Origin of the sequence: Vibrio porteresiae DSM 19223, from assembly GCF_024347055.1 — a bacterium.
GTDB classification, from domain to species: Bacteria; Pseudomonadota; Gammaproteobacteria; order Enterobacterales; family Vibrionaceae; genus Vibrio; species Vibrio porteresiae.
This window is the reverse complement of record NZ_AP024895.1, coordinates 2,571,465-2,583,868: the sequence shown is the minus strand read 5'-3', so window position 1 is coordinate 2,583,868 and position 12,404 is coordinate 2,571,465. Positions and strand designations below refer to the sequence as shown.

Genomic DNA, 12,404 nt, shown 5'->3' with positions numbered 1-12,404 from the left:
TCTCCAGTGTGATTTATATTTTGAACTTCTGCATGTGGCTGCGAATGGCAGAACTGAGTTGCAGCACATCCTTGGTTCGACTTGCGGTCTCTTTGGCACCTGATGCAAGCTCATGGGTCGCTTCTGAGGCCTCCACAATTGCGCGGCTTACATCCTCAATGGTTAAGCGCTGCTCTTCTGTGGCTTGTGATATTTGGCTGTTTTGCTGAGCAATTTCCGAAATACTATCCGTAACTTGAACAACCGATTGCTGTGATTCCGATACTTGGGTAGCGGTTTTTTCAAGCAGTGTCGATATACGGTTAATCTCTTTTTCTACAGATTCGGTTGCGCCGCTAAGAGCACGAATGTTGCTTTGGATTTGCTCTGTGGACTCGCTGGTTTTTTGCGATAGGTTACGCACCTCTTCGGCTACCACAGCGAACCCTCGCCCATGGTCGCCCGCACGAGCGGCTTCTATCGCTGCATTCAGTGCTAATAAGTTGGTTTGTTCTGAAATCTCATTGATCACATTCACCACAGTGGAAATCTTGCGACCTTCTTCGAGTAGCTTATGCATCTCAGCATTCACGTTATTCATCTCTGAACGCATGTTGAAAATTTCAGTAGAAGACTCGTCGATGGTTTTAATCACTAATTGAATCAGATGAGCTGCATCTGTGGCTTGGGTAGCGGCGATGGTAGCGGTGTCTGCTACGGTGGCAATGGATTGGTTCATTTGTGTTGCCGCTGCGGCTACACGGGATAGCGAATTTTGCTGTGAGTCAATTTGTCGTGCGCCTTCCAAAGCCATCTGCTCGGTACTTTCCGCAGAATCTTTCAATTGCACTGAAGAGCTAGACACGTCAGCGACGATTTCCCGTAACGAGCGAGTAAATTGATTAATGCTGTCGGTGATTTGTTGAAACTCAAGATAACGGGCTGCAGGAATCACATGGGAAAGATCACCGTCTCCTGATGCAAGTTGTGATATTCGATAAGTCAGTTCTTTAAGTGGACGTAGCAAGGTAGTGGATAAAGAGAAAATAAGAATAAATACCATCACGAGGTCCAAAATGATCACCTGGTAGATGTTGTACCTCAAGCTGCTTTCTAGCTGCGCTTCAACGTTATGTGCATGGTAGTAAACCGTCGCATTGCCAACCTTGTTTTCGGTGCCGTATTCGCTATAGACCAACTCGGTTGTGGCCATTAAATCCTGACTGAACGGATCTTCTTTGTTGGGAATATCGATCAGTTTGTTTGGGTCGGTTGGGTCTAATGCCACAAACAGCACCACTTGGCCTTGTGGATTGAGGACTTTGACCGCTCTTAGGTCTGAGGAGCGCAGCTCTGAAGCGATACTCATTTTGGCAGCGTCTAAGTTAAAGTTCCAAATAGAGGCTGGTAAGCTCAAGCTTAATCGATGCTCTACGTTATCAATCGCGACATTAAGCTTGTCGTAAAGATCCGTTTTAGAGCTTTTGTAATCCAAGTAGCCTGTGATTCCCAGCACGATGGAAATGGCAAGTATCAATTGGATGATGAAAATGGTTTTGGCACTTTTCAACATAGATAATCCTATTTTTCAATAGCTTATGCTAGGTGGCATAAGTCTTGTTCTATTTGGATCAGCCATACCAGACAGAGATTTTCGGCAGTCACTGCCGTATTGTTATGAAGTCAGTGGAAAGTCATCAAACTCGCCAAGATTGTTTAAATAATAGACTAAGTTATCGATTTGTCAGGAAAGGGAGTGCAGTGGCTAAAAAAAGGAGAGCAACCTCAGGTTCAATAAGAAAACGCAAAGGAGGTATAAGCAGTGATTTGTGTTTGGCATCACATTTCAAAGGACGAGCGAAATTGCGGATTGTCGAACACATTCGACTATACTTAAAACATCAATTATTGCCTTGATTGTATTGTGATTCGATCAGTAATAGGTACCAAAATAAAGACAATTTGATGACAAAAATATCTCAACGACTTACACATCAAGAAAAAGTAACTATTAGTTCTTTTTCAATGGTTTACTTAATTATCAGCATTGTGATGGTGCTGTTGATCTCTGACCTACTGGTTGAACGGCATGTGCGCGCTGAACAAGAAACCGCGATGAATAAGCTTTCTGTCGTGCGCTCCAATATAGAATCTCAAGTGTATATGGACACTTATCTAGCCGACAGCTTGGCAATGATGGTCACCATCGACCCTGATTTCTCAATGCAACATTGGGATATGATTGCTCAAAAACTGATGAGTAAATCGTCCTATGTCAGAAACATCGCTTTAGCACCAAACGATGTGATAACGCGAGTTTATCCGATCAAAGGAAATGAGAAGGCACTTGGAGTCGATTTTCGTAATATTCCCGCTCAATATGAAAGTGTTAAACAAGCTCGAGAGCAGGGCAGTGTTTATATCACGCACCCACTTGAGTTGGTTCAAGGGGGCAAAGCGATCATTGCCCGTTATCCGATTTTCACTGACTTTCCTTATAACCGCGATTACTGGGGTACGGTCAGTGTGGTTATCGATTATCAAAAACTGATTGTGGATGCGGGGATAGCGTCGATTCCCAACGCGCAAATTGCGCTTAGTGCCCCAAAAGGGGTGTTCTATGGTAATCCGGATCTTGTTGCCCACAATGATTTCCATTTGAATGTGAGCTTACTCAGCGGTGGCTGGACACTTTATGCCTACTTTAACTTTGCGGCAGCGCCTGAAGTGGTGATGTTTCAGCGCTTGATTCAAGTAAGCGTTATCTGCATCTGTCTATTGATCTATTTTGTCTGTACATTGCTTTATCGTCATTATCTGTTTACCCATCGAAGTGCTATGCACGATGATCTGACTCGTCTTCCAAACCGTCGTTATGCGCTGAATTATGTGACGCAATTGATTGATAGACGTTCGACAGATGACACGTTCTTGGTACTTAATATCGACCTTAATGATTTTAAAAAGATTAATGACACCTATGGTCATAACGTCGGGGATGAATATCTGAAATACATCGCCGACAACTTAACTCGTAGTGTACGCAAAACGGATGTGGTGGCGCGTATGGGAGGAGATGAGTTTATCGTTGTGATTCGTGGCGTGTCATCTTGTGACCAAATTGAAATCATCAATTATAAAATCACGCGGCAGTTTGAACGTAACCCATTCTTATGGGGTGATATTTGCCTCCACGGTTCATTTTCTGTTGGTCATGCAGTATTTATGGGGCAGGGGATTAGCCTTGATGATTTACTCGCCCAAGCTGACCACAATATGTATCAGAAGAAAGCGCAATTTAAGCAACAATTTAGCCAAGCGAGTTAGGACTCACTGGGTAAAAAGGGTAAATATGAGCAATAAAAAAGGCACTCAATGTGCCTTTTGTTTTGAAGCTAGACCAAAGAACAGAGAATATCTTTGTCAGTTAGACAATCGCTAGAATGAGGCCGCCAATAGTGGCAGCGGCAGACAGGTAACGTCCAGCTGAGTAAGAGTTATCTTTATCTTCTTCTTCCGCCTTTTGTTCAGGTTTTTCTAACCCGAGTGCTCCGTAAGTGAAGGATTCAACCTTATCGCCGATGGTTTTTTCTTTATCCACAGTTTCCAGCGTTCCCGTTTTATCAATATGCTTTAAGGTTTTAAGCAAAGCTTTTCCTTCCGAAGAGAGAGTAACTTTGTCGCTGCCTTCGTTGCGTTCGATAAGTGATGTATTCGCTGTAGCCGTGGTGGTATTACCAGGGCGAGTCGATGTATGAGATTTCACCGTTTGGGTGGAATACAGATTTGCTGATCCTGCTCCTACTGGGTTCATACTTCTCTCCTAAGTCTATCCTCAGTTAGCTTTATCGACCGACAAGCAGAAAACTTGCGAACTTTTTACACTATCTGAGCATAAATTTTACCAGCAAACATTGTGCCGAAATAATTGAAACCGGAGGAGTTTTCTGGGCGGAGAGAGATTGGGGAAAGAAAATTGTGATATGAATCTTTCTTTTGAGTGACAAAACTGAGTGTTACATCAACGACTACCGCCACCTGGTGGGGTAGTCGCTAAGAAATAATCGAATTTATTCAGCAGCTTGTGGTTCATCTGCCGCACGTTGGTAAACACGTAACGTGAAATCCGCCTCACTCTCGAAAGAGTCCACTTGAGCGAGGAATTGACGAAACTCATCACTGGCATGCCATGCAAGAGGTGTCATCTGCAGCAAATCCAGCGCATCTTGGCTGCTGAGCGCCATGGTATAACGCAATTGTTCACTATGAACTAATTGAAATCCCGCGATCTCTTCTGGTTTGTCATCATGCAGGCGCACGGTTTCGTAGATATGTTCTTTATATTGATAAAGATGATGCGGCGCAGGTGTCACGGTAATGACAACCCCATTAGCGGTGACACAACGTGCCAGCTCTTCTGCTTTGCATGGTGCGTAAATACGTAATACTCCATCAAGCGAGTTATCGGCAAACGGAAGGCGGTGACTTGATGCCACGGCAAATTGGCAATTGGGGTAACGTTTTGCCGCATAGCGAACCGCCACTTTAGAGATGTCTAAGCCAAACGTTTGTGCTTCTGGGTATTGCTGGGTTAATGCTTCTGCGACAAAGGTAGTGTAGTAGCCCTCGCCACAACCAATATCGAGTAGCTGGTGGCCACTCTCTTTAAGATATTGAGAGCAGAGCTCTGCAACACGGTTACGCATTGGGTCATAGTGCCCGGCATTTAAAAAGCGGCGACGCGCCTGAGTCATCTCTTTATTGTCACCAGGATCTTTAGAACGTTTATGATGAGCAGGCATCAAATTGACATAACCCTCTTTGGCTACATCAAATTGGTGATTGTTTGCACATACATAGGCTTGTTGGGCTTGCGCCAGAGGTAACTGGCATAATGGACATTGATAAGCCATAAAGATCTCGGTCTAAAAAAGAAAGGCGCTAGTTTAACGGTTCAAGCTCAAAATAAAAAGGACAGCGCAGCTGTCCTTTATCAAATAGCGCATCAAGCCATCAGTGTTGAGCGATGGTTGTGATCAATTGATGTGATTCACCCGGTGCTAGTGTGATACCAGCAGAGATACAAGGTGCGAATACGGTCGATTCAACACACATCATGGTGAGATAGCCGCTGTTACTCATGTCTTTGATGTTTGCAGCACCATTGGCCCAAGGGTTCCAAAGCACCGCTGAGTTATGACCTTGGTTTTCGATGGTCAGTTGGCGATCAAATTCCGGATCTGAGACATTAATCACAGCTGCTGGTTGAGTGTAAATACGGTCAATACCCGCGGTCAATTTGAGTACTTCGGGGCCTTCACACTCTTTGCTGTCTTGCAGCTTGTCGATGTAACGATCACCCATGCCAGTAATGGCAAGTTGATGGATGTCGCCCACGTTTAGGTAAGAGTGCAACGCTCCGGAGAAGGTCCAAGGTTTTTCATCGGTGTTTTTCACATCTAAGGTGACTTTAAGTGTTTCACCCATTTCGACGTAGAGTTTGGCATCGAAACGATATGGCCAAATGACTTGGGTATCCGCGTTATCTTGAAGACCAAGGCATACCACAACGCCATTTTCGTTTTCACGGTGTTCTACAAGCTGCCATTGTTGATTACGCACAAACCCGTGTGAAGGTGAAGCAATTGGGCCAAACCAAGGCCAGCAGATTGGAATACCACCACGTAATGGTAGTTTTGCATCGTAAATAGCTTCGTCGCTCATCCAAATAAGGTCTTGAAAACCGGTTGGTTTAAATGAAACAACATGGCCACCGTACAGGGAAATACCCGCGGTAAGTTTAGGATGGGTAATACGAAGAAATTTGACTTGGTCGTGTTGTACGACGTCAATATGATCGGAAAGTGTAGAGATGACAGGAAGTTTTTGTAAGTCCATATATCAGTACCTTAATGTAACGCTCGCTCGGAACGTTTTTATGTCAATTACATCAGTCTGTGTACTCGTTGATGTTGGTTCTGAAATGACAAAAGGGCAGCGAAATGCTGCCCTCTTAATAGTGCTAAGCTAACAGCCTACATTATTTAGAAATGTGAGCGATTAGGTCTAGAACTTTGTTTGAGTAACCGATTTCGTTGTCGTACCAAGATACAACTTTAACGAATTTGTCAGTTAGAGCGATACCAGCTGCAGCATCAAAGATTGAAGTGCGAGTGTCGCCGTTGAAGTCAGTTGAAACAACTGCATCTTCAGTGTAACCAAGAACGCCAGCTAGAGCGCCTTCAGAAGCTGCTTTCATAGCTGCTTTGATGTCGTCGTAAGAAGCTGCTTTTTCTAGGTTAACAGTTAGGTCAACAACTGAAACGTTAGCAGTTGGTACGCGGAATGCCATACCAGTTAGTTTGCCGTTTAGTTCTGGAAGAACTTTACCTACAGCTTTAGCTGCACCAGTTGATGATGGGATGATGTTTTGAGAAGCACCACGACCACCGCGCCAGTCTTTATGAGAAGGACCGTCAACAGTTTTTTGAGTTGCTGTTGTTGCGTGAACTGTAGTCATAAGACCTGAAACGATACCGAAGTTGTCGTTTAGAACTTTAGCGATAGGTGCTAGACAGTTAGTAGTACAAGAAGCGTTAGAAACGATGTCTTGACCAGCGTAAGTTTCATTGTTTACGCCCATAACGAACATAGGAGTTGCGTCTTTTGAAGGACCAGTCATAACAACTTTTTTCGCACCAGCTTCGATGTGTTTACGAGCTGTTTCGTCAGTTAGGAAAAGACCAGTTGCTTCAGCAACAACGTCAACACCGATTTCGCCCCATTTAAGGTCAGCTGGGTTGCGTTCTGCAGTTACACGTACAGTTTTACCGTTAACGATTAGGTTACCGCCTTCGATCTCAACAGTGCCGTTGAAACGACCGTGAGTTGAGTCATATTTTAGCATGTAAGCCATGTATTCAACGTCGATAAGGTCGTTGATACCTACAACTTCGATGTCAGTACGAGCTTGTGCTGCACGAAATACGAAACGACCGATACGGCCAAAACCGTTAATACCTACTTTGATAGTCATTATAGTTGCTCCACAACTTAATTTCTGATTAAAGATAACTGGTAGTAAAATTACAGAATCCAGCTTTTGTCTGCAACAGATAATCCGACTTAACTTGTTTAAAGTCAAAAAAAAGCGGTGCTTTTTTTAACAATCTGTCACGACTGATTATTTTTTGCACGTGACAACGAAAGATAGACTGCCAGCTAACGAAAAATGTCATGTTATGTTAGGTAATTTGTCAATAAATCATCTGCCATAGCATAGTCAAAAAGTATGTGCTACAAATCATTTGTGATGCAAGTTTTATTAGAAAAAATTGACAAAACCATCAGCCAGAATAAGAGAGTTATACGTGAACAATAATGAAGAAAATAAATTAAAATCAAATGACTATTGGCGTCAGTTCTTAACAGAAGAACAATACCGAGTGTGCCGCGAGCAAGGAACGGAGATGCCATACTCTGGGACCTTGTTGCATAACAAAGAGACGGGGATCTACCACTGTACGTGCTGTCAGGCACCGTTATTCGTTTCTGAGAACAAATATGACTCAGGGTGTGGCTGGCCTAGTTTTGATGCGCCGATCAGTGCTGAGGCGATTCGCTATATAGATGACTTCAGTCACGGAATGGTGCGTACTGAGATCCGATGTGCAGCGTGCGATAGCCACCTAGGCCACGTTTTTCCTGATGGTCCGCAAACCACAGGTGAACGGTATTGTGTGAACTCAGTTTCGTTAGTTTTTAACAAAAAATGATCTTTTTGTTTCACTTTTGCAGCACGTTACATGTGTTGTAGCAACCATGATTTTGTGTGGTGAAAAGAAAAGCCCTCACTCCAGAGGTGAGGGCTGTTATGCAAAACTAGTTCGTGTTCAAACTATTCGTTAGGCGCAGGATCGGGTGTTGCTAGAGCCGCTAACTGATTTTTGATCATTGAGGCGTGGTATTGACCAACCTTCAATGCGGCAACCACATTGTCGGCGATTTTATCTAATTCACCATATTCATCATCACTAAAGCCATAGAGCAGTTGCAGATCTTTAGCTGAGGCAATTTGTACGCCATAGTGTTGGCTCACCTTGGCCCAAATGTAGGCATATTCTCTCTGGTTAAGCAGTTGATGCGTACTCGCGAGCGATTTGAAAATGTCGATGTTCACGTTATCGTCTGGCGCCAGCTCTAGCGCGTGATTGAGTAAAATGATCGTTTTTTTATGGTCACGCTGAGTATAGAAGGTCGCTAGTGCGTATTGCATTTCAGTGGATTCTAGCTGCGGTTTGCCTTCCATCTGCAAAAATTCTCGCTGCGCACTTTTATCGCCAATCTGGCTCCAAAGGAAGTAATACGCTTGGGGGGTTTTACTTTGGCGAATGGCTTCAATCAAGTCATGTTGATCTTCAGCGGCATTTTGCATTGCTTGAAAACGAATTTGCTTTAATTCGGTTTGGTCGATCGCTCGAATTTGCGATGCCAATTCCATACACTTTTTGTACTTAGCAAGGTAGTGGAACTCAGAAATTTTATTGTCCACGGTATCGTTTTTCAATACTTCGAAACGATGCCAAATCAAATCCGTCCGTGCTACGCGGCATTGGCCATCGGAGATGTTGAGACGTTCACACCGCAAGTTGGGATTTTCAGCACAGAGCTTGTCTGTGTTGTTCCGGTTTTCAAAGCACCCACTCATGCTCGCGGTGACAAGCACAAGTGCTGCAAATTTTATGCTATTCATAGAGTTCGCTTGTGATCGATAACACTTAACTATTTAGCCTTTCTTGACTCAAACTTCCAGCGAGATATGGTGTTACTCATCAGAGTTGAGCGGTAGGGCTCATCCTTTCGTAAAGTGAGAACACGTCATGGACAGAGATCAATTGATTAATGCGATTACCCCAGAAGCTTACGAGCGTTTGCTATACGCCGTTGAAACAGGGAAGTGGCCTGAAGGTACACCACTTTCTGTTGAGCAGCGAGATTCTTGTATGCAAGCTGTGATGTTGTATCAAGCAAAACACAATGTGAATCCCGATCACATGAGTATCAGCACTGAGGGTGAAATCGTCTTCAAGTCCAAAGCTGAGCTTAAAAAACGTTTTCAATCTAATCAAGAAGATATAATAAGAGTAAATCCAAATAGCGATTTGCGATAGCGCAAACTTTAACCAGATAAAGGCGTTACTCAATAAAAAGCCCCGTCATCACGGGGCTTCGTTTTCGTAAAGCAACCAACACTTAGAGTGTCATTTCACCACGCAGAACTTGCTGCATTTGCTCTTTGACTTGTTCGTAAGTGAGATTTTGGCTTAGCAAGTAGTGCAATTTCGCCAGAGCGGCCTCTGGTGTCATATCGTAACCACTGATCACGCCTGCGTCATGCAGGGCACAACCTGTTGCGTAGCCACCCATGTTTACTTTGCCCGCTAGACATTGGGTTAAGTTCACCACGATCACGCCACGCTCTGAAGCCTCATGTAAATGAGCAAGCAGTTCAGGATTTTGCGGTGCGTTACCCACGCCAAACGTCAGCAGGATCATGGCGTTAACTGGTTGAAGTAGCGTGTTGCGAATCACTTCATGGGAGATGCCTGGGTACATGGTAATCACACCGATAGGTTGTGGTGTGATGTTATGTACGCGGAACGCGCCTTGTGGCTTGTCATCTACTTTCACGAAGTTAGCCACTTGGATGTTGATCCCCGCCTCAAGTAGCGGTGGCAAGTTTGGTGAAGTAAACGCATTGAAGCCATCGGCATGCGATTTCACGCTGCGGTTACCGCGCATCAAGTGATTATTGAAGAACAGGGTCACTTCGTTAATTGGGTAATTTGCTGCGATGTGTAGTGCGTTCAATAGGTTGGCTTGACCATCTGAGCGCAATTCCGCAAGTGGAATTTGTGAACCAGTAACGATCACTGGTTTGCCAAGATTTTCCAGCATGAATGATAGAGCTGACGCGGTGTACGCCATCGTATCCGTGCCGTGCAAAATGACAAAACCATCGTATTTATCGTAGTTATCACGGATGTCGTCAGCAATTTTTTGCCAATCTTCCGGTGTCATGTCTGATGAGTCAATCAACGGATCATATTCATGAATGGTAAATTCAGGCATTTCCTGACGGTGGAATTCTGGCATGCTTGCCAGTTGTTTTTCCATAAATCCAGCTACCGGTACATAGCCATGATCTGACTTTGTCATACCGATGGTGCCGCCTGTGTAGGCGATATAGATATGTTTTCTGGCCATTGCTAGAAATCACTCATGTAGTAGGGAACAGAGTGGGGATTATAGCGAAAAGTTTCAGAATAAAAATAGGTGCTAGAAAAAGCGCATGATTTTATTTTGCTTATGAATAGCGATTATTGGTGCATAATTATGCAAATTAGTTAAACGTTTGCGTCGTGGTGAAGTGAGAAAAGAAAACGGCCGCCAAGTGGCGGCAGTGTCGACATTTTGTCAATCCTTATTCTACTTGGCAAGGCAAACAGAACGCGTATTGTCCTTGTGGGTCGTTAAAACTGCTCAGGATGCTCGCGCTCTCCGTTAGCTGTTTCGCGGCTGGCTTCAACGCCGCAGGAATCCAACTTTCGATATTCACACCAAGGCTAGCATGGGCTTCACTGAGGATGTCTTGCAGAATCTGTTGGGTTGGTGACAATGGTTCATCAATCCAATCCAATTGATAATGTTGCAATTTTGCCAATTGTGCCGCTAACGCTACAGCATCATCAAAATCACCCAGTTTATCGACTAAACCAAGACGTAGCGCATCTTGGCCGGTCCAAACATGGCCTTGAGCTATGCTATCTACCTGTTTCAGCGAGAGATGACGGTTTTCACCTACCAATGAGATAAAGCGTTGATAACCATGCTCAATACCCATTTGCAGCGCTTGTTTGGCTCCATCACTCAGACCTGTCGTGACCCCTACACCAGAAAATGGCGTCGTGCCCACACCGTCAGTGGAGACCCCAATCTTAGATAGCCCTTTTTCAAAGGTGGTAATCACACTAAAGATACCGATAGAACCGGTGAGTGTAGTCGGCTGAGCAACGATTTTATCGGCGCTCATGGAAATCCAATAACCACCGGATGCGGCAAGGCTCGACATTGAAACGACGACAGGCTTGCCAGAGGCTTTTAATGCTTCCAGTTCATTACGAATCACTTCCGAAGCAAATGCGCTGCCTCCAGGGCTGTCGACACGTAGAACAACGGCTTTCACGTGTTTGTCATTACGTGCATCACGCAGTTGTGCGGCAAGGTTATCGCCACCAACAGTGCCACGTGGCTGCGAGCCATCCATAATCGTGCCACTTGCCACAATCACGGCAACACGATCTTTAGCGGTGTTTGGCACGTTAGGGACTTGACCTAAGTAGTCGTAGTAACTGATGGCGTTATAGCTATCGACCCCATCGCTGCCAAAAGTCTTCGCCAATTCGGTACGAATTTGTGCACGTGTGGCAAGCTTATCAACCAACCCTGCTTTGAGAGAGAGTTCTGCAAGATTGCCATTGGCTGCTTTAAATTGAGCTAGGAATTGCTTCATATCTGGGGTTAACGTATCGACTTTGATATGGCGGTTATTGGCAACATCATCGATGTAAGCGCCCCATAATTGCCCCAACCAGCGCGAGGCGGATTCACGAGCCGCATCAGACATATCATCGCGCATGAAAGGTTCTACCGCTGACTTATAAGTTCCAACGCGGAAGATATGGGTTGTGACGTCTAACTTATCGAGTAAGGTTTTGAAATACATCGAATACGCACTATAGCCTTTCAGCATCACTGCGCCATCCGGAGCTAGGAAGATCTTGTCCGCATAGCTGGCAAGATAGTACTGGCTCTGGTTGTAAAAATCGCCGACAGCAAAGACCGGTTTACCTGACGCTTTAAATTCATTAATCGCTTTCGCGATATAACGCAATTTGGTCAAACTGGTTTCTGGCATATCGCGTAACGCCAACACTAACCCGGTCACATTCGGATCGTTTTTCGCGTAACGTAACGTGTCGACAACCTTGAACAGAACGTTCTCTTTTGGCATCTCATTACCTAAGACACTGCCAGTTAGTGAATCCATCGGATTGAGATAGGTGCTCTGTTCGACAATCGGGCCAGACAAATTGAGAACCAATGCAGAGGGGGTTGAAGTTACGCTTTCAGTTGGTCCAGAAGCCTGTTTATAGGCGACAATGATAGCGCCCAAAATGACGAAAAATATCAGGTTGAGCAGGGCGACTCGAATAAAGGTAATGGTTTTCCATATCCCTTTAAAAATCAGGCCGATAAATCGAAATAACTTTTTCATTAGTGCTCCATCACTAGGAGGTTAGTGAGTGACGAATAGTAAATATACCTAAGTAACCTCAACAAGCTCATTTCTGCGCCCAATGACG

The 12,404-nt window shown here is 44.6% G+C and carries 11 protein-coding genes; 3 read left to right on the top strand and 8 right to left on the bottom strand.

The window, feature by feature from the left end:
* Positions 1–13: 13 nt before the first annotated feature.
* On the bottom strand, positions 14–1,552 hold the full coding sequence (locus tag OCV11_RS11800; RefSeq protein ID WP_261893048.1) for a methyl-accepting chemotaxis protein: 1,539 nt from the start codon (positions 1,550–1,552) through the stop codon (positions 14–16).
* 392 nt (positions 1,553–1,944) lie between these two features.
* Between OCV11_RS11800 and OCV11_RS11795 the strand changes: the two genes are divergently transcribed.
* Positions 1,945–3,306 carry a sensor domain-containing diguanylate cyclase gene (locus OCV11_RS11795; RefSeq protein ID WP_261893047.1) on the top strand — a complete coding sequence of 454 codons (1,362 nt, stop codon included), beginning with the start codon at positions 1,945–1,947 and terminating at the stop codon, positions 3,304–3,306.
* 100 nt (positions 3,307–3,406) lie between these two features.
* On the opposite strand, the gene OCV11_RS11790 is transcribed toward OCV11_RS11795, so the two are convergent.
* From OCV11_RS11790 to gapA, 4 genes are all read right to left on the bottom strand, one after another.
* Positions 3,407–3,793, bottom strand: coding sequence for a hypothetical protein (locus OCV11_RS11790; protein ID WP_261893046.1), 387 nt, complete (start codon positions 3,791–3,793; stop codon positions 3,407–3,409).
* 256 nt (positions 3,794–4,049) lie between these two features.
* Complete coding sequence (gene rlmA / locus OCV11_RS11785) at positions 4,050–4,892, bottom strand: 23S rRNA (guanine(745)-N(1))-methyltransferase (protein WP_261893045.1); 843 nt, start codon at positions 4,890–4,892, stop codon at positions 4,050–4,052.
* 100 nt (positions 4,893–4,992) lie between these two features.
* Positions 4,993–5,877 carry a D-hexose-6-phosphate mutarotase gene (locus OCV11_RS11780; protein WP_261893044.1) on the bottom strand — a complete coding sequence of 295 codons (885 nt, stop codon included), beginning with the start codon at positions 5,875–5,877 and terminating at the stop codon, positions 4,993–4,995.
* 142 nt (positions 5,878–6,019) lie between these two features.
* Positions 6,020–7,015, bottom strand: a complete 996-nt coding sequence (gene gapA / locus OCV11_RS11775; RefSeq protein ID WP_261893043.1) for a glyceraldehyde-3-phosphate dehydrogenase — start codon at positions 7,013–7,015, stop codon at positions 6,020–6,022.
* Positions 7,016–7,349: 334 nt separating this feature from the next.
* Here gapA and msrB point away from each other — a divergent pair, with 334 nt between their 5' ends.
* Entirely contained in the window at positions 7,350–7,754 is a 405-nt protein-coding gene (gene msrB / locus OCV11_RS11770; protein WP_261893042.1) for a peptide-methionine (R)-S-oxide reductase MsrB, read from the top strand.
* 122 nt (positions 7,755–7,876) lie between these two features.
* Here the strand turns inward: msrB and OCV11_RS11765 are convergent, their stop codons facing one another.
* Entirely contained in the window at positions 7,877–8,731 is an 855-nt protein-coding gene (locus tag OCV11_RS11765; RefSeq protein WP_261893041.1) for a DUF2989 domain-containing protein, read from the bottom strand.
* A gap of 127 nt (positions 8,732–8,858) precedes the next feature.
* Here OCV11_RS11765 and OCV11_RS11760 point away from each other — a divergent pair, with 127 nt between their 5' ends.
* A complete protein-coding gene (locus OCV11_RS11760; protein ID WP_261893040.1) occupies positions 8,859–9,149 on the top strand; it encodes a YeaC family protein in 291 nt (96 codons plus the stop codon).
* Positions 9,150–9,231: 82 nt separating this feature from the next.
* On the opposite strand, the gene ansA is transcribed toward OCV11_RS11760, so the two are convergent.
* Both ansA and sppA read right to left on the bottom strand, forming a co-directional pair.
* On the bottom strand, positions 9,232–10,245 hold the full coding sequence (gene ansA / locus OCV11_RS11755) for an asparaginase (RefSeq protein WP_261893039.1): 1,014 nt from the start codon (positions 10,243–10,245) through the stop codon (positions 9,232–9,234).
* Between the two features lie 217 nt (positions 10,246–10,462).
* Positions 10,463–12,316, bottom strand: coding sequence for a signal peptide peptidase SppA (sppA, locus tag OCV11_RS11750; RefSeq protein WP_261893038.1), 1,854 nt, complete (start codon positions 12,314–12,316; stop codon positions 10,463–10,465).
* Positions 12,317–12,404: the final 88 nt, after the last annotated feature.